This is a genomic window from Virgibacillus xinjiangensis, from assembly GCF_042643145.1.
GTDB lineage: Bacteria > Bacillota > Bacilli > Bacillales > Amphibacillaceae > Virgibacillus_O > Virgibacillus_O xinjiangensis.
In genome coordinates this window covers 1-15,260 of sequence record NZ_JBHRSA010000056.1, presented here as the reverse complement: position 1 = coordinate 15,260, position 15,260 = coordinate 1, and the positions used below count along the sequence as shown (strand labels likewise).

Here is a 15,260-nt window from a genome sequence, read left to right as displayed (position 1 = left end):
ATGATTAATAACATCGTTTAAAAACATCCTTAGCTTCTTATTCAAGGAGAGGAATAAGGAAAAGGCTCTTATGTTTGAACCTATTATTGTATGCTAATACATCGGAAAGTTGCCGGCTTGATGATGGCTATGATTATGACTACTGTTGTTATGACTTTCCATCATCATATAATGCTGTTCCAATTTCATTACTGCTTGAAAATGTTTTTGGTAAAAATACATATGTCGTTGTGGATCGCTGTATTCATACCTTTTAGCCATCAAGCCATATAAGCTCGCTTCGTCCAAAAGACTTTTTAGCTTTTGATCAAATTGCATGAAAAAACCCCCGTTATTTTTAATAGCACAACACTTCATGTTATTCACCTAGCTGAAAAAGGAGTGGGTGACTGCCTAGGTCTGGGGTATAGAATGATGAAGTTTGATGCTCACTGATAAGTAAGCGAAAAACGGGGAAGGAAATGAGAAAATATCTCGACACAGTCAATAAGCCCGAATTTAGCAATCAGGCCTGCAAGACTGCAGAAGGTGCAACCTGAAATGGCCCCAACTTTGGCTCCTCTTCGAAGTTTATCCTCAGTTTGGTCCATTGAAGCTTTAGCATATGTGTAAACTATAAGAAACGCTGGGGGCGAATAGCCTACCAGCGTTTCTTATGGGTAAGGGCATAATATTTCTGGTCCCAGTGCGGTTTTATTTCTTATTGTAATTTATATCTTGTCATTTCAAGAGAGCTTGCGACTATGGACAAGTTCCGCTTGAAGTTCATGCTCTTTGATTCCAGCTTGAGGCAAGAGTGTTTTCTCAAAATCAAAGTTCTTTAACTTTTTGCCTTGTTGGACGCGGTTTGGAAAATCAGGGTTAGCTAAAGCGCTCGTACCGAGTGATACAAGGTCAGCCTTTCCCTCTTTTAACAATTGCTCAGCTTTCTCTGGATCACCAAGTTTGCCGTTTGCTATGACAGGGAGACTACCGAAGTCTTTGGCTGCTTCCGCTAATGTGCGAGTACCTTCTCCAAACGCCGGTGCGTTTGCATCTCCATCCGTAACGTGGATATAATCTAAGGCTGATTCACTTAATTTGGAGAAAATGTACTCAGCCTCTTGTTCGCCGCCTGTCCATTTATGAGCAGAGTCTGCTACTTTGATCTGAGAGGATGCCTACGACAATGTCTTCACCAACCGCACTTCGAACTTTCTCAATCACCTCTAGTAATAATCGAAGGCGCTTTTCTACAGAACCACCGTATTCATCCTCCCGTTTGTTAAGGTAATCGGTAAGGAATTGGTCAAGTAGGTAACCATTGGCACCATGTAATTCTACGCCGTCAAAACCAGCCTCTTTAGCACGTAAAGCACTTTGTACAAATGCATCCTTTACGTCCGTAATATCATCCTTGGTCATGGCCTTTGGGGTTTGAAATGGCCCGGAACCTCCATAGAAACCTAACTGTTCCCCTTTGGGTGCGATATCAGAAGGGGCGATTGTTTCATCGGTGAACGTGTTCCCCTGAGATTGCCCGCCTGCATGCATAAGCTGGGCGATGAACTTTGCTCCATGATTTCTGACTGCTTCAACGACAGGTTTCCATGATTGGACTTGAGCATCGTTGGCAAGGCCAGGCTGGCCCAGGTAGCCTTGACTGTAACTTTCATCCGGGTAGATTCCTTCCGAAATGACGATGCTGAACCCTCCTTTGGCGTAGCGTTCATAATAATGTTTCATCACTTCCGAAGCACGCCCATCTTTCTCTCCGGAAATTCGTGTCATCGGTGCCACAACAAAACGGCTATCCAGTGAATGATTGCCTAGCCTAAAAGTTGAGAATAACTGATCGTATGTCATCACCTACGTCCTTTCTTTCAATTAGATGCACAATGAAATTATAAAAGGGCTTCGTATGATACTTCAATGAACCTGCTTCATGGGAGAATGTTATTCCATTTGCCCAATCTTTATTTTCCTCTCCTAGAAGGTTTCTATGTCTATGGTGCTGATGCTTTAATATAATCAAGAAATCAACTTTATCAAAGTTGTTGTTGAGCATTCAGGCTGATTATAATAAAAGAGGTTTAAGAAAAAGCTTACAGTGTAATAGAGGTTGTAAGGAATAACTACTTCCTAAAATTATCTGGAGGTGTTCTAAAATGGCAGAACAATTTAAGACAGGACAAGAAGCACCTGAGAATGGAACGTACAAAGTCGTCGGTCTGGTGAACGGAAATAATGAGAGCGATGATACGGAAATCGATTTGGAAAAAGGCGAAAACTTCCCGCCGTCCCCATCCAGTAGGGAAGCAGCCTACTACGAGAAGAAGTAATCAATAATGGTATACCCCCATATCGGAAAAGATATGGGGGTTTGTTATGGGCAATTCAGTGATTACCACTCTGACTCCTTTGTGTGTCCTTTCTCACAAAGAATGCGTGCATCAATTTTAAAATGGGTCGCCCTAACAGTTGCGCACTGCCTATGATGAAGAGAATGGTTCCCGCCGTCTGAGTCGAATGGAATAAGAATAAGATGCTTCCGACTAGAAACCATATGCCCAGGCCGATGTCATTGGCGATAGATAGAAATTTATACTTTTTCCGAAAGAAGACTTCGAATTTACCCATTTGAATATCATAGTAATTCTTTTCGTTTTTTACTCCCGGCATTCTACACCTCCTTTTTCTGTGATAAATTCTTAAACATAATGTGCAAAAAAAGGCTATCCCTGTTGTGTATTCAGGGATAGTTTCTTGATCATCTAGACTTTCAGAACTTCAATGGAATCGGCTAATTTCTTTGCGAACTCTTCGGGTTTTTCCACTGATTGGACATGCAGGTATTTGATGCTTGGCTTGGCAAACAACCAATGATTATGCAAAGCTGTAATGGTCAGGTCGTTCTTACCCAAGGCTCTGGTGAAATCAGGAATCTCTTCGGGGAGAAGGACGATTTCTGCATGGTTGAGGGCAGTTCCATCATCTTCTAAAGCCTCAAAGTGAATTTCCATGCTCAGTTCACTTTTGAATGGGCGTCCTTGTACCGTCACATCTAAATCTCTTTCCTTCTCTACAGCTCCCATACCATCCTCAGTGGAGGCTTCTGCGCCCAAGATGTCACCGAATTTCTTTGCTATGCTCTCTAGATCGGCCATTAAAATCAGCTCCTTTTTTTGAGACTCATATACCATTTCCTTTCACGGTTGCATGGGTAAACACCTTCTTGGCGGGGAGTTTTATTCCCGAGGCAAACACATACCAACTCTATGGTTGGGGAATGGACTTTATAGATTGAAGAAAAGGTGGTGAAGGATGCTTTATCTTTGGAGTATCCTATGCCTTGCCGGCTTTATAGCAGTTCATCTGTCTTCCAAACATATGACGTTTCTCAGCCATATCCCTAGGAGCAAGTTGTTGTCAGCCGCAGGTGGAATCTCCGTCGCTTATGTATTTATTACCAATGACCATGCTTTACGGGATAGCTATCAGGATAGTTATGACCATTATGGCAAGTGGTTGTTGGCTGCTGGGATACTTCTCGGAGGACTGGTAGGGGAGTTTGTGGAAATCAATGAACTGGCTACAGCATTGTTATTCTCGTTTCTTGCCGGTAGTGTCCTCTTGAATGTGATGAAAGAAGAACTGCCGGAAGAGAGGCGGAGCAGCTTCATGGCATTCTTCTTAGGCGGTGGGTTATATACGGTTCTCCTGCTCCTTATTTAATAGGATGCCTGTTTATTACTATGCTTGTTGTTTGAAGAAGAATCGATCCGTTTTGAAGGGGTTCTTATCGTTTAGGTTGTTGTACACAGGGGTATGTATCAATCAAACACACGGAAAGGAGACAGCTTAAGATGATGTTTCTATCTATTGCCATCAAATTAGCAGTAGGCATGATTGGAGTTATCATTGTGACCCGATTACTGGGCAAGAAAGAAATGGCCCAGGTCACTCCTTTGGATTTCGTCTATGCGCTGATTTTAGGAGGAATAATTGAAGAGGGAATTTACAGCAGTTCGACGAACGTGGGCCACATATTGACAGCTTTAGCTATCTGGACCATTCTGATCTATATCATTGAAACAACCACGCAGAAGTTTGATAACTGGCGTCACCTTATAAAAGGAAGCCCTACCTTGATTATTGAAAATGGGAAAATCAATATGAAGGCAATGAAAAAGCATAAGCTGGAAACGGAACAGGTCCGTGAACTGCTTCGGATGCAGGGAATATTCTCGATTGGCCAAGTTAATTATGCTATTTTGGAAAACAGCGGCCAATTGACCGTACTGGAAAGGGCTGGAGAGGAACCCGTTTCCCGGCAGGAGTTTAAAGAAGAATTTCCTGAAAATAGTCTGACTTACCTTCTCGTGGAAGAGGGAGATATAAACAATCCTGCTCTCAAACAGGCAGGAAAAGACAGGAATTGGCTGTTGAACGAACTTAAGAAAAGAAATTATCCATTAAGTGACATTCAATTTGCTGAATGGAATCCGAACCAGGGATTTTATGTACAGCTACAGTCATAATGCATCCAGAAAAATGGGAGTGCTCAGAGAGTACTCCCATTTTTAGTGAGATCGAATGATAGTGCTGATACTTGATGTGTGTAAGCAAAATGTACAGGTTCTGCTAAAATAAACAGTTATACCTCACTGATTTTTCTCCCTGCCATACCTTAATAGTGATTCCACAGTAAAGGAGGGAATATGTATGGGCTATGGTGAAGGTTTCGGTTCTGGAAATGGCTTCGCTTTAATTGTCGTGCTTTTTATCCTGCTCATTATTGTTGGTGCAGGCGGATATGTAGGTAGTTTCGGAGGAGGTTATTAATCATTAAATAATGGCTTTCCCTTAAAAGCAGAGAACCCGACAAAGGTATGATGGGTTCTTGCTGTTTAATTTTCCTCTTTCTTATTATCAGAACTGCTGATGGCTTTCATGAAATAGGCGGATGGCAGCAGAAGACCGATTCCGGCTTCTAGGAGGGCGAAAAGTCTTGCTGGTCCTACCGGAACAAGGTCACCATAACCTACGGATAGGATGGTGACTAAAACCAGAACTAACAACTAGGGACGTTGTCCAACTGACATTTCATATTTGACAAATTCAGACTATTCCAGTAAGCTAACAGTATATTATTAAGTATTCAATCTGCATCCTGTGCAGCGGTCGTCACACCTTCTTCAAGAAGGAGAGTCGGCATAAAGCATCTCTGGCCTTTGGTTTTGGTGATTTCCACATGAAACGAAAAAAGGCGGTATATTATCGGACACGATAAATACAAATAAATGCCAAATCTAGATATAGCAAGTATTGCTGTCTGCAATACTTTTTTCATGCTAATAAAAGAGTCGATTGATCCCTCCGAGGATTGGTCGGCTTTTTTTATTATATAAAAATCAACAGAAAGGGAGTGAAAAACAAATGGGATATCAGGAATCCTATATTCGATTCCAAACTGAAAAAGATTTACGAAATGAATGGAAACAGTACAAGGAAAGATTCAAAGAGAAGTCGCCGCTGCTTGCGGAGGTAGTGTGTGCCAGCCGTGCCAAAAAGGATGTGTTTCCAATTAGGCAAGGAGAATTGATGCTGGTTGTAGTCGGTGAACGTAGTGCGCAGAAAATGCATACCATCGAGCAATCCCTAGGCATTAAGAAGGTAAAAGGCATCATACCGATCGATGATCTCATCGGACTGGCTGGTGAGCAGCATATGCTTCTGGATGAGTTCCTTCAATCTCATTTTCATGTGTTGACCCGGGAGGAAGAAGATGACTTTCTCCATTCAAAACGTAACTCTATAAACACCGATTAAAGAAGCTGATTAGACCCCACGGGACTAATGGGCTTTTTTAATATAAAAATTTATCCAAAGGAGAGGATGTCCATGTCTTATGCATGGTACAAAAAGCAGAAGAAGGTGTTCATCGCATTTGCAGATGAGGACAACAAGAACCAGTTCCTGGTACGGAAGGGGAAACAGTATTTCCACCTATCCGGTCAAAAAGAGGTCAGGAGATTGAGTCTGAAAGAGGCTTATCAGATCTTTCTCTTGATCTCCACGAAGGAAGTGGAATTTCGGGGCATTGGTTCTTTTCAAAACATGAATAAAGGAGTGGAAGTGAATTGAGCACCGCATTGAAATTACAAGAAGAGGAATTGCAAACACAGGAGGAGGCAGTTCAACTAGCCAATGAAATCAACCGGTTGGAAGCTGCACTGAGACAGATGAAAGCTGTATTGAAATCCTATGTGAAAGAGCATGGGGGAATCGATACCGGTGAGGAAGTCTGGGACTTCTATGAATCTGTTTCCTGGAAATTCGATCGGCAGCACTTGAAAGAGTTGGCAGGGGAAATGGCCTTGGAAGGCATTGACCCATGGGAGATGCTGAACATCTCCAAAGCCAACCTCAACAAGTTGGACTGGGAGGAACAGCGCCTTTCCAAATTGGGCACAAAAAAAGTGACGCAAAGGTTTACGTCACGTAAAAAATAAAATTTATTTGTTAAAGTCAGTATAACTAAAAATAAGCCTTCCATCAAGGCATACAATCAGATGGCATGCAAGACGGGTGCCATCTGGTTCCTGTCTTGTGTGGAAAGGAGATAATATGAGCGTGATAGAAAAAGCGAGAGAAGCAGTGGCAACGTATGATTCCATCGGGGAACAAGGCATGATCAGCACGTATGATATTCTTTCGGTGGTGCTGGGACCATTCGCATCGAGAGAAACGGTGCTGAAACTGAGTGAGCATTCCGTACGCAGTCTGGCTGAAATGACCGTCCATGAGCTGGAAGCGGAAGGGCTGACGCATAACCAGGCACTGACCCTCCATGCGGCGATGCTGTTGAGCAAGCGGTACACCCAGACAGAGAACAAGCACGGAACCGTCATCCGTACACCAGATGATGCCGCCGACTACCTCATGGAGGAAATGCGCCAGTACAAACAGGAGCATTTCGTCGCCCTGATGCTGAACACCAAGAATGAAGTCACGCATAAAAAGACGATTTTCATCGGGAGTCTCAATTCTTCGGTCGTTCACCCGAGAGAGCTTTTTCGTGAAGCGGTGAAGTGTTCGGCTTCCTCCGTGATTGTGGCTCACAACCATCCCAGTGGAACTCCGTCTCCCTCACAAGAGGATATCCATATCACCCACAAGTTGTCGGAGTCGGGAAAGACTATTGGAATCGAGGTGCTGGATCACGTGATACTGGGAGACCGAAACTTTGTCAGTCTGAAAGAGAAAGGCATTGTGTAAAAAGAACAAGTATAGAAATGGTGAAAAGACATTCCGGAGACATAGGTTGCCGGAGTGTCTTTTTTAATTTTGGAATACCGATAAAAGATACCGGAAAGGAGAACGATGCCATGAAAGTGAACGATGAACGGGTTACCTGCGAAATCTGTGATGCTCCAACCAACTTGGATGATGCCCTCTTCGATGAACAGGCGGAAGTTTACTTCTGTGATAATGGCTGTTTTGAGGACTGGGCGGATGATAACTTCCATGACATTGTGGAGCAGTACAAGGAATTGCATGTGTATGCAGGATAAAAGGGGGAGAAATGCATGGTGAAAGATTTCTTGGTGGCAGTTACGCCAAAACTGGAAAACTATTTGAAGGACAATATCAGCAGCCATGAAAACATGGTGGAGGTGATAAAGACGGCAGTAAAGCATGCGGACACAAGCTGTTTTATCGCTTTCCATAAACAGAAAGGAACCACACTGGTGATCGACGGGGATGGCAATGTCCTAGAGAAGCTGTTCCTGTCCTTGCCGGAGAATATATGGGTGGTATTGGAAGAAACGGATGCCCATACCACTTGTGTGGCAATGCTGCCGAGAGAGTACTAGATGAACATGTGAATAAAGACCTGAAAGCATCTTTTCTTCTTGTAATAGAACAAGGTAAGGAAAGGTGTTTTCTTTATTAGAAACTGCAGGAAAAGCGATTAATAAAAGGAGGAGAAATAGACGGATGGAACATATTCAACAAGTATTGGAAGACAAAATTAATCTGGAATTAATAAGACTTTATGCCATCGGAGTAAAAAGTAAAAACCTATTTTATAAAGATGCAGCAGTGACGGAAGAAAAAGATTCGTACATTTTGGAATTTAAACAATTCCCTTCCCTTAATACTTGGGACCAAGGAAATAAGAAGGTTTCTATCGATAGACATACAGGGGTTGTTCACATTTATTACTATGATATTGATGGAGAAAATTGGAGTAAGGGTTGGTATAGTCATATACCTCAATTAACTATTGAACTGGATGCCCTTATTGAAAAAATGCCTTCCCTAATTATGGAGGAACTCATAGAAGAAAATGAGTGGTATAGAACAGAAACGAAAAGAATGAAAGGTGAGAATAAGGAACTGAGCCAAACGTTGAAAGACTCAAGAGAAGGCTATGATAAACGGAAAGTCACTTACTATGACAGTGGATTCGAGGCTGGTAAAAGGCTTTATCGTATTCCCATCATTTCAGGAATTAAGGTGAGGATACTCAACAAACTATCCTTTAATAACTGAAGAGAAGCTTCAACCGAGGAATACAAAAGCACAGTGAAAATATGAAAGCTGAATAACAGGGCGGTTTAGGAACGTATTTTTGTTCAACTTTCGCTATAAGTTGGAGGAAATACGTTCCTTTACTTGTCAAAAATCTTTTCAGATGAAGGAGTTTAATGATGGCGGAGTTAGCTAATCTTGCAGTAGTAAAAAGTAAACATTCGTATCTTTTGGGCCACTTGATGTGGTACAGCGTGGGAAAGCAATTGACTCAAACGGGCGAGCTGGAAAGAAAGCTGGCCGAGGCTGGATTGGACTTATGCTGGATGCCGAAAGCCATTCGTTCTCCGGACGCTTTCCGGCGTGCGACCAAGGAATTGGAACAGCGGAAGACCACCACCAACCCGGATGTGTTTGAGAACGTTCTGGTAAGGGAGGTCTTTTCAGATGCCACCACCGTCCAGCGGAACCTGGTCATCGAAAGTGTGGATCAGCATGGGAAGCGTCTCTCCTATGATGCCGAGGCGGCCATCATTACCTTGGATAAAAAACAAAACAGGATCGCCTCTGTTGTCCATACAGATGCGGCACATCCGCTGTGTCAGGAAGCGGAAAGAAAATTCGATGTATATAAAAACCATTATGCAGCTCAGCAAATCCGGGTCATGGTGAGCAGAATCCTTCAATATCTTGCACCGACACCGGTACGGAAGAACGGTGGCATCTATTTTGTCCCTTCGTCCAAGACGATGGACTTATCCAATTTGGTGGGCTTCATCTCTTCTTTGGAAAACAGTGAAGGATACAAGATTCCGGTGATTGATACGACGGATAACCGTCAGATGGTAAACGACAAATTGGCGGAGCATCTGCAATCCGTATTAGAAGGCTGTAGGAATAGAGAAGGATTGAAAAGAGGGCAGGTCAAGGAATTGGTCGATGAAGCTAATACCGTCATAAAAAACTACCGCAATTATAAAACGATTATACGGGAGCAATCCGAACAGATGGAGGAAACCATCTTGATGATTCGTTCGGAGATGAACCAGCTCCTCAGAGAAATAACTTAATGGAGAAATAAAAAAGGCCTTCTTACGGGGGCAGTAAGAAAACCAATAAGTTGAAAACAGATCACTATTTAGAGTATAAGAAAGGGTCGATCCATATGTCTAATAACCTGGAAAAGTTAAAGGAAATTAAGCAGGCATTGAACACAAAGTATCTGGAAAGGGAAACCCAGATTGAAGGCATGCTCGTGGCTTTATTGGCCAAGGAGCATCTGTTACTGGTTGGTCCGCCGGGTACGGCAAAGAGCACGCTGTCTAATGAACTATCCAACATGATGGACGGAGCCAACTATTTCCAATGGCTGCTGACCAAGTATACGACACCGGACGAGGTATTCGGCGGCATCATGCTGAAAGAGATGGAACAGGGCATCTACAGGCATAATACAGCTTCCAAAATGCCGGAAGCACACCTGGTATTCCTCGATGAGATATTCAAGGGCAGCTCGGAAATCTTGAATTCCCTGCTGAAAGCGATCAATGAACGGACGTTTGAAAATGGACCCGATGAAATGGATATGCCGCTCATGACGCTGGTGGGCGCAAGCAACGAGTATCCGGAGGAGGATGAAGGATTGGATGCGCTATTCGACCGGTTCCTTCTGCGTTTCGAAGTGGATTACATCAAAGACCGCCAAAACCTTATTTCCATGATGAAAGGAACGGGAAAAGGGCAGACCATGCCCACGATAACGCTGAAAGAGTTGGAAGGACTGCAGTTTCTTCGTGAAATGGTGGATATCCCTGATAATGTCTATGAAACATTGGCAGATATCTGGGAAGAGTTGAAAGACGAAGGGATACGCCCATCCGACAGGCGGCTGCAGCGTTCCTACTCCGCACTGCAGGCTAAGGCATTGATTGAACAGCGACAAATCGTCGAAGTAAAAGACATTCTTTTTCTGGAACATGTCCTCTGGGAGAACGCGGATCAGCGGGAACAAGTGAGAGACATTGTCCATCGCTACGCCCAAGATGCAGTCGCTCATGCGTTGGAGGCGATAGCAGAAGATGCCAAAGACATCCTGGATGAGATGAGCAAAGATTCCTCCACGGAGTATGTACTGGAAGCCACACAGAAGATGAAATCACTGGCGAATGAAATATCCAACCTGAAAACCAAGTATCCCGAGAGAGGGGATGAGTTGGATGCAGCCCAAAGAGAGTTAAAACAACATTTAGATGAGCTGACAAATTCGGTGCTGGAGCCAATTGAAAGATAAAAATAAAAAAGAATGAAGGGAAAAAATGCCGAAGTGATAGACTTTGGCATTTTTCTCTTTTCAAAAGGAGGATACCATGAAAAATCAAACATGGAATGGACAGGAATCGGTAATCAATAGTGATAAGTTTGACAGACGGAGATTCCAAAAGCTTTACGACATGTCGCAGGGGTTACAGGATTTGAATGAATTTGATGCCCTGTTCCCGACCTATAATGCTCTGTTGAATGATATCTGGGGTTCCCTGTATAAAATGAAACCCGAGTTGAAAGAAAGGGAGGCAGTGACCAATTCATTCCAGACGAATCATGCCTTCATGCAGCGAATCATGGAGGATGAAAGCTTTGAACATTACCGGGAGACCACCCGTCTGGATGACCTCTCATCAGCCATCGGCACCGTACAGTTTGGAAAGAAAACCAAAGAGTGGATGGAACAGCAGAGGGAAGACAATGAAGCACTCGATAAGCATATGAGGGAAATGCAACACATGCAGAACCATCTGGAGAAACAGCGTCGAGACCATGGGGATGGGTTGGAAAATCAGCAGCTTCAACAGGATTTGCAGCAACAATCAGAGGAACTGCATAACCATGTCGAACAGGCATTGTCCGAGGATAAAAGAAGTTTTGAACAGGTCATGGAAGAAGCAATACAAGACACCAAAGATACAAAAGAGAATCTGAAATCATTGATGGGCGGAACGAAGGCCGGAAGCGGAGAGGCGGAACTGAAGAAGATGCCCCTCCGTGATCAGTTGGAACTAGCTGATACTCTCGCAATGGATACACAGATGGAAGAGATTGCCGATTGGGCAGGACGTTTCAAGCAGATAGCCCGTAAAAAACAAAAGTCGAAGCATGATAAGGCAACCAGCAGGAGTGGAGTGACCTTGGGAAACAACCCGGAAAGACTACTGCCATCAGAGCTTGCCCTGTACAAGAATGAAGCCACCCGAACAGAGTTCCTCCGACGGTTTGCTAAGCGTAAAACGAGACAGCATGACACCAAAGGGAAGGACACGTTGGGACAGGGTCCCATCATTCTCTGTCTGGATCAATCCGGCAGTATGAAGAGTTTAGATACCCAGTCTAAAGGGTTCGCCCTTGCTTTGATGAGCATTGCGAAGAAGCAGAAGCGTGACTTTGCGTTCATTCCCTTTTCAGGAAGTGCTTATAAATATATCTTTTCGAAAGGGAAAATCAGTGGGAAAAAGATGGTAGAGGTCTGCCAGAACTATCTCGGTGGCGGGACGAATTTTGAGGCTCCGTTAAGGAAGGGAACAGAAGTCATACAGACCAGCAGTTTTAAACAGGCGGATATTATCTTTGTTACCGACGGGGAAGCTCCTATATCAGAGGAGTATCTACAATCCTTTAAGCAACAAAAACATGATAAAGGCTTCCAAGTGTTGTCTCTCTTAATCGGAACAAAAAGAAACACACCTCAACGCTTTTCTGATAAAACCGTAGAAATTAAAGATTTTACCGATGAAGGGAGTTTTACCGCGCTTGAAATCTAGTGAAGGGTATGGGCTCCGTAATTATACGGGGCCCATTTTTATGCTCAATTTATTGAGAAAGGCACTATTCACCAATCATTTTTGATATAATAGTGTCAAGTGTATAAGGCTTTCATGGGTGGTGGCTTACTCCCTCTTCATGGTATGAAGAAAGGGGGTGATGCCTGATGACAGTATTCGAAGCATTGATTCTAATGGTTTCCTTCGGAACATTGATCGTAGCCATGCTGTCGGATAAAAAATAACCACCCTTTAAGCCTGGCAAGCGATTAAGGTGGTTATTTTGCCCGAAAGTGAGTCGCCCCCTTGAAGGGCTATTACACTTGACCGTTTGGTGTTCACAGCACCATTCGGTCTTTTTAGTTTATGAATTTCTATATTCAGTATACCTCAATTTTGGAGAAGTTAAAACCTTTTATCCCGATTATACAACATGGAGCATTCCTGAATAGCCGATGATACAGCATAGGATAAATAGAATAAGAAAAGCAACTGCCATAGCCATGGGCTATGGCAGTTACCTAAGTAAGAGGTGCACACTCTATGAAGGAGTTAATGGTGTGAGCGTGCAGACACTACTATATACCCTCCTTGGGGAAAAGCTAAACCTCTCTTGACTTCTTCCAAGATAATAACTTCTAACTGGTTTCTGGACAGAATCAATTTGATTCAAAGGGGAAGACATTAAGCCTGTAACAAGTGGTGGAATTGTTGATAGGTTTGAATTTGCTCTTCCCTCGTTGCCTTTGGAAAGAATCCCCACCCCATCCTATTAATAAAAGCTTCAAGTCTTTCCTGTATAGCTAACTGTTGCAAAGCCATTTCAACGTGAGCATTCCTTGCGTTTTGGTTATTCATCATTAAGGCAGAGACGTAGTTTCTATTGGACATACTTTTAGCAGTATTTTTAGCTTCTAATGCTATCCATTTTTGATGGGAATTGGGTATGTTGAAGACCGGATCGTGATGATGATTTGAGAAGACTAGCGGAGGAACTTCTATATAGTTCTGTTCATAAGGATGGATTAGGCCTAACATGACCTTTACATGAGCAAGCATCATGTTCTCCTGCAGTTCAAGAATTTTTTTGAGTTTGTTATCATCAACCTGGCTTTGATAAAATTGTAACTTGCTTATCACACCTTCATGCGCTTTCAGATGTTCGGCCATTAGCCCGAGGTCTACCGACGGCAACATTGCCATATAATCACCTTCTTCTAGAGATGTACGTCTTATACAAGAATATGATTCTGGACCAGTCCTTGTTAAAAATGTTTAGTATCATATCAATCAGAGGTTTTCTTGTTAGGATGTTTTCCTAGCTCTTGTTAATAAAAGTATTGCTTATTGAAAAGAACAAGATAAAGCTTTTTAGATGTGAAATCGTGTGTTACAGATTTTTTGGTACATCTTTTCCAATGACTTTAACCGACATTGGGATACTGATTTTGGGGGCCATCCTATCTTATTAGTGTGTAAGCCAAGCAACATTTTCAACGAAAAGAAAAGCAACTATCCATAGCTGAAAGCTATTGGATAGTTGCCTAACTAAGGAGTGCACCATTCTATGAAGGGATAAGCACCGCTAAGTAAGCGGATGTTTATACATACCCTATCTCTAATCAAGCTAAACTTCTTTTTTATTGTTTGCCAAGGTCACGATCTAAAAGTGCTGCAATCTCTTTAATGCCTTGCATTTCTCCTTCAGTAAGACGCTGCTTAACATCATCAATTATTTCTTTTTCCGTCGCTTCTGTAGCTCTCTCTTTATTTAATGTTTCTCTAAGATACTGGTCTTCAAAACTCAACCATTCTTCCCACTCAGACTGAATCTTCGCTTTACGCTCTTGTTCTAACTGGGCACGGGTTTTAAAGGGAATGATTTTTGCCATACAAGCACCCACTTCTTTGAATGTAGTTATTCCGCAAACTAATTTAGTTATATCATAAAAAAGAATAGGGAGAAATACAACATAATTCGACATAGATTTATTTGAGGTTTTAATTGAAGAAAGAATGTCTTTAAGGGTAATATTTTAATGAAATATACTAAATGTTTTTCTTCTTGTCTCAAAGGTTGCTGAATGTAAAAACTTTTTATATGTGATTGGAGTGGACATCATGAAGGATTTATATGACGTCACCATAGTTGGAGGAGGGCCTGCAGGACTGTATTCTGCTTTCTATAGTGGTGAGTGTGGGTTGAAAACGAAGATTTTAGAAGCCCAGTCATCTATTGGTGGAAAGATTACACTATACCCGAAAAAAAAGATTTGGGATGCTGGGAAGCAAAGCCCTGTATCAGGAGGTATGTTCGCAAAGCGGTTGGTAGAACAGGTACTGACGTTTCAGCCGACTATCTTTACAAAGAAGAAGGTGGAATTGATTGAGAAACGGAGCAACACTCGGTTTGTCATTACCACGGACGATGGGGTTATGCATTATTCTAAGGCGGTCATTTTGGCGAATGGAGATAGAGGGGATACCTTTGGATGTACGACACAGGAAGGGATATTTGCAGCGGGAGATAACATCTGCTCTGAGGGAAAGGTGAATTCCTTGGCTGGAGCAAAGCAAGACGCGTTGAGGGCAGTGAACAGCGTGAAGAAATATATTAATTCAGCTGTCTCCAGAAACAGCCATGATATTCTCTTATAACGATTAGTGATGAAAACCGCGCGAGTCAACCCCATATTATTGGTACAGCAATTGAAGCCGAAGTTATTTCCTCGGTTGTATGTCGAATGTATACCTTCCATATATCCGGTAATACTGTTACCGTTCCTGTTGTTGAAACTTCAAAAACCTCTTTCTAGATTAAGCCTCAGGGTTCAACCCTGAGGTCTTTTTTGTGTGCCCGGCATGTGCGCACGCTTTAGGGTTCGAGTCCCGAGCGGTGAAGGTCATTGTAACCGTTAGCTAAAGGCA

General features: G+C 42.7%; 24 protein-coding genes. 16 read left to right on the top strand and 8 right to left on the bottom strand.

From position 1 onward, the window contains the following. Nucleotides 1-93: 93 nt before the first annotated feature. The 3 genes from ACFOGI_RS15145 to ACFOGI_RS15135 form a co-directional block, all read right to left on the bottom strand. The gene (locus tag ACFOGI_RS15145; RefSeq protein ID WP_390274351.1) at nucleotides 94-318 is read right to left on the bottom strand and encodes a hypothetical protein; all 225 of its coding nucleotides are present in this window, start codon (nucleotides 316-318) and stop codon (nucleotides 94-96) included. A gap of 407 nt (nucleotides 319-725) precedes the next feature. Next, nucleotides 726-1,055 carry an oxidoreductase gene (locus ACFOGI_RS15140; RefSeq protein WP_390274501.1) on the bottom strand — a complete coding sequence of 110 codons (330 nt, stop codon included), beginning with the start codon at nucleotides 1,053-1,055 and terminating at the stop codon, nucleotides 726-728. Nucleotides 1,056-1,122: 67 nt separating this feature from the next. Further along, on the bottom strand, nucleotides 1,123-1,845 hold the full coding sequence (locus ACFOGI_RS15135) for an oxidoreductase (protein ID WP_390274349.1): 723 nt from the start codon (nucleotides 1,843-1,845) through the stop codon (nucleotides 1,123-1,125). A gap of 302 nt (nucleotides 1,846-2,147) precedes the next feature. Here ACFOGI_RS15135 and ACFOGI_RS15130 point away from each other — a divergent pair, with 302 nt between their 5' ends. Beyond that, nucleotides 2,148-2,321 carry a YjzC family protein gene (locus tag ACFOGI_RS15130; protein WP_390274347.1) on the top strand — a complete coding sequence of 58 codons (174 nt, stop codon included), beginning with the start codon at nucleotides 2,148-2,150 and terminating at the stop codon, nucleotides 2,319-2,321. Nucleotides 2,322-2,376: 55 nt separating this feature from the next. On the opposite strand, the gene ACFOGI_RS15125 is transcribed toward ACFOGI_RS15130, so the two are convergent. Next, nucleotides 2,377-2,661, bottom strand: coding sequence for a YrhK family protein (locus tag ACFOGI_RS15125; RefSeq protein WP_390274344.1), 285 nt, complete (start codon nucleotides 2,659-2,661; stop codon nucleotides 2,377-2,379). 92 nt (nucleotides 2,662-2,753) lie between these two features. Continuing rightward, nucleotides 2,754-3,146, bottom strand: coding sequence for a DUF1259 domain-containing protein (locus tag ACFOGI_RS15120; RefSeq protein ID WP_390274342.1), 393 nt, complete (start codon nucleotides 3,144-3,146; stop codon nucleotides 2,754-2,756). Between the two features lie 157 nt (nucleotides 3,147-3,303). Between ACFOGI_RS15120 and ACFOGI_RS15115 the strand changes: the two genes are divergently transcribed. The 3 genes from ACFOGI_RS15115 (at nucleotide 3,304) to ACFOGI_RS15105 (ending at nucleotide 4,824) form a co-directional block, all read left to right on the top strand. Then, a complete protein-coding gene (locus tag ACFOGI_RS15115) occupies nucleotides 3,304-3,714 on the top strand; it encodes a hypothetical protein (protein WP_390274339.1) in 411 nt (136 codons plus the stop codon). Between the two features lie 131 nt (nucleotides 3,715-3,845). Further along, nucleotides 3,846-4,520, top strand: coding sequence for a DUF421 domain-containing protein (locus ACFOGI_RS15110; protein ID WP_390274336.1), 675 nt, complete (start codon nucleotides 3,846-3,848; stop codon nucleotides 4,518-4,520). 184 nt (nucleotides 4,521-4,704) lie between these two features. Next, nucleotides 4,705-4,824 carry a YjcZ family sporulation protein gene (locus ACFOGI_RS15105; protein ID WP_390274334.1) on the top strand — a complete coding sequence of 40 codons (120 nt, stop codon included), beginning with the start codon at nucleotides 4,705-4,707 and terminating at the stop codon, nucleotides 4,822-4,824. A gap of 65 nt (nucleotides 4,825-4,889) precedes the next feature. On the opposite strand, the gene ACFOGI_RS15100 is transcribed toward ACFOGI_RS15105, so the two are convergent. Then, a complete protein-coding gene (locus ACFOGI_RS15100) occupies nucleotides 4,890-5,060 on the bottom strand; it encodes an ion channel (protein ID WP_390274330.1) in 171 nt (56 codons plus the stop codon). A 358-nt stretch (nucleotides 5,061-5,418) separates the two neighbouring features. Between ACFOGI_RS15100 and ACFOGI_RS15095 the strand changes: the two genes are divergently transcribed. The 11 genes from ACFOGI_RS15095 to ACFOGI_RS15045 all read left to right on the top strand — a co-directional run bounded on the left by ACFOGI_RS15095 (nucleotide 5,419) and on the right by ACFOGI_RS15045 (nucleotide 12,577). Next, nucleotides 5,419-5,811, top strand: coding sequence for a hypothetical protein (locus ACFOGI_RS15095; protein WP_390274327.1), 393 nt, complete (start codon nucleotides 5,419-5,421; stop codon nucleotides 5,809-5,811). Nucleotides 5,812-5,883: 72 nt separating this feature from the next. Next, complete coding sequence (locus ACFOGI_RS15090) at nucleotides 5,884-6,126, top strand: hypothetical protein (RefSeq protein WP_390274325.1); 243 nt, start codon at nucleotides 5,884-5,886, stop codon at nucleotides 6,124-6,126. After that, on the top strand, nucleotides 6,123-6,494 hold the full coding sequence (locus ACFOGI_RS15085; RefSeq protein WP_390274323.1) for a hypothetical protein: 372 nt from the start codon (nucleotides 6,123-6,125) through the stop codon (nucleotides 6,492-6,494). The genes ACFOGI_RS15090 and ACFOGI_RS15085 overlap by 4 nt, the downstream gene beginning before the upstream one ends. A gap of 121 nt (nucleotides 6,495-6,615) precedes the next feature. Then, nucleotides 6,616-7,260, top strand: a complete 645-nt coding sequence (gene radC, locus ACFOGI_RS15080; RefSeq protein ID WP_390274321.1) for a RadC family protein — start codon at nucleotides 6,616-6,618, stop codon at nucleotides 7,258-7,260. Between the two features lie 110 nt (nucleotides 7,261-7,370). Continuing rightward, on the top strand, nucleotides 7,371-7,556 hold the full coding sequence (locus ACFOGI_RS15075) for a hypothetical protein (protein WP_390274319.1): 186 nt from the start codon (nucleotides 7,371-7,373) through the stop codon (nucleotides 7,554-7,556). A 15-nt stretch (nucleotides 7,557-7,571) separates the two neighbouring features. Beyond that, the gene (locus tag ACFOGI_RS15070; protein WP_390274317.1) at nucleotides 7,572-7,859 is read left to right on the top strand and encodes a hypothetical protein; all 288 of its coding nucleotides are present in this window, start codon (nucleotides 7,572-7,574) and stop codon (nucleotides 7,857-7,859) included. 124 nt (nucleotides 7,860-7,983) lie between these two features. Further along, a complete protein-coding gene (locus tag ACFOGI_RS15065) occupies nucleotides 7,984-8,541 on the top strand; it encodes a hypothetical protein (RefSeq protein WP_390274315.1) in 558 nt (185 codons plus the stop codon). A gap of 158 nt (nucleotides 8,542-8,699) precedes the next feature. Beyond that, nucleotides 8,700-9,590 carry a DUF6744 family protein gene (locus tag ACFOGI_RS15060; protein ID WP_390274313.1) on the top strand — a complete coding sequence of 297 codons (891 nt, stop codon included), beginning with the start codon at nucleotides 8,700-8,702 and terminating at the stop codon, nucleotides 9,588-9,590. 95 nt (nucleotides 9,591-9,685) lie between these two features. Then, nucleotides 9,686-10,810, top strand: a complete 1,125-nt coding sequence (locus ACFOGI_RS15055; protein ID WP_390274312.1) for an AAA family ATPase — start codon at nucleotides 9,686-9,688, stop codon at nucleotides 10,808-10,810. 76 nt (nucleotides 10,811-10,886) lie between these two features. Beyond that, complete coding sequence (locus ACFOGI_RS15050) at nucleotides 10,887-12,332, top strand: vWA domain-containing protein (protein WP_390274310.1); 1,446 nt, start codon at nucleotides 10,887-10,889, stop codon at nucleotides 12,330-12,332. Between the two features lie 167 nt (nucleotides 12,333-12,499). Further along, nucleotides 12,500-12,577: a putative holin-like toxin gene (locus ACFOGI_RS15045; protein WP_390274498.1), complete on the top strand. Its 78-nt coding sequence runs from the start codon at nucleotides 12,500-12,502 to the stop codon at nucleotides 12,575-12,577. Nucleotides 12,578-13,016: 439 nt separating this feature from the next. Here the strand turns inward: ACFOGI_RS15045 and ACFOGI_RS15040 are convergent, their stop codons facing one another. Together ACFOGI_RS15040 and ACFOGI_RS15035 are read right to left on the bottom strand one after the other, a co-directional pair. Beyond that, on the bottom strand, nucleotides 13,017-13,535 hold the full coding sequence (locus ACFOGI_RS15040; protein ID WP_390274308.1) for a hypothetical protein: 519 nt from the start codon (nucleotides 13,533-13,535) through the stop codon (nucleotides 13,017-13,019). Between the two features lie 437 nt (nucleotides 13,536-13,972). Continuing rightward, nucleotides 13,973-14,224, bottom strand: a complete 252-nt coding sequence (locus tag ACFOGI_RS15035; RefSeq protein ID WP_390274306.1) for a hypothetical protein — start codon at nucleotides 14,222-14,224, stop codon at nucleotides 13,973-13,975. 229 nt (nucleotides 14,225-14,453) lie between these two features. Here ACFOGI_RS15035 and ACFOGI_RS15030 point away from each other — a divergent pair, with 229 nt between their 5' ends. Then, nucleotides 14,454-14,990, top strand: coding sequence for an NAD(P)/FAD-dependent oxidoreductase (locus ACFOGI_RS15030; RefSeq protein ID WP_390274304.1), 537 nt, complete (start codon nucleotides 14,454-14,456; stop codon nucleotides 14,988-14,990). Nucleotides 14,991-15,260: the final 270 nt, after the last annotated feature.

Bases quoted from the DNA above. Each gene is read 5' to 3' on its own strand.
- ACFOGI_RS15105 (WP_390274334.1), top strand. From the start codon at position 4,705: ATGGGCTATGGTGAAGGTTTCGGTTCTGGAAATGGCTTCGCTTTAATT.
- ACFOGI_RS15035 (WP_390274306.1), bottom strand. From the start codon at position 14,224: ATGGCAAAAATCATTCCCTTTAAAACCCGTGCCCAGTTAGAACAAGAG.
- ACFOGI_RS15130 (WP_390274347.1), top strand. From the start codon at position 2,148: ATGGCAGAACAATTTAAGACAGGACAAGAAGCACCTGAGAATGGAACG.
- ACFOGI_RS15045 (WP_390274498.1), top strand. From the start codon at position 12,500: ATGACAGTATTCGAAGCATTGATTCTAATGGTTTCCTTCGGAACATTG.
- ACFOGI_RS15095 (WP_390274327.1), top strand. From the start codon at position 5,419: ATGGGATATCAGGAATCCTATATTCGATTCCAAACTGAAAAAGATTTA.
- ACFOGI_RS15110 (WP_390274336.1), top strand. From the start codon at position 3,846: ATGATGTTTCTATCTATTGCCATCAAATTAGCAGTAGGCATGATTGGA.
- ACFOGI_RS15055 (WP_390274312.1), top strand. From the start codon at position 9,686: ATGTCTAATAACCTGGAAAAGTTAAAGGAAATTAAGCAGGCATTGAAC.
- ACFOGI_RS15090 (WP_390274325.1), top strand. From the start codon at position 5,884: ATGTCTTATGCATGGTACAAAAAGCAGAAGAAGGTGTTCATCGCATTT.
- ACFOGI_RS15075 (WP_390274319.1), top strand. From the start codon at position 7,371: ATGAAAGTGAACGATGAACGGGTTACCTGCGAAATCTGTGATGCTCCA.
- ACFOGI_RS15125 (WP_390274344.1), bottom strand. From the start codon at position 2,661: ATGCCGGGAGTAAAAAACGAAAAGAATTACTATGATATTCAAATGGGT.
- ACFOGI_RS15050 (WP_390274310.1), top strand. From the start codon at position 10,887: ATGAAAAATCAAACATGGAATGGACAGGAATCGGTAATCAATAGTGAT.
- ACFOGI_RS15070 (WP_390274317.1), top strand. From the start codon at position 7,572: ATGGTGAAAGATTTCTTGGTGGCAGTTACGCCAAAACTGGAAAACTAT.
- ACFOGI_RS15060 (WP_390274313.1), top strand. From the start codon at position 8,700: ATGGCGGAGTTAGCTAATCTTGCAGTAGTAAAAAGTAAACATTCGTAT.
- ACFOGI_RS15065 (WP_390274315.1), top strand. From the start codon at position 7,984: ATGGAACATATTCAACAAGTATTGGAAGACAAAATTAATCTGGAATTA.
- ACFOGI_RS15145 (WP_390274351.1), bottom strand. From the start codon at position 318: ATGCAATTTGATCAAAAGCTAAAAAGTCTTTTGGACGAAGCGAGCTTA.
- ACFOGI_RS15135 (WP_390274349.1), bottom strand. From the start codon at position 1,845: ATGACATACGATCAGTTATTCTCAACTTTTAGGCTAGGCAATCATTCA.
- ACFOGI_RS15120 (WP_390274342.1), bottom strand. From the start codon at position 3,146: ATGGCCGATCTAGAGAGCATAGCAAAGAAATTCGGTGACATCTTGGGC.
- ACFOGI_RS15115 (WP_390274339.1), top strand. From the start codon at position 3,304: ATGCTTTATCTTTGGAGTATCCTATGCCTTGCCGGCTTTATAGCAGTT.
- ACFOGI_RS15030 (WP_390274304.1), top strand. From the start codon at position 14,454: ATGAAGGATTTATATGACGTCACCATAGTTGGAGGAGGGCCTGCAGGA.
- ACFOGI_RS15040 (WP_390274308.1), bottom strand. From the start codon at position 13,535: ATGGCAATGTTGCCGTCGGTAGACCTCGGGCTAATGGCCGAACATCTG.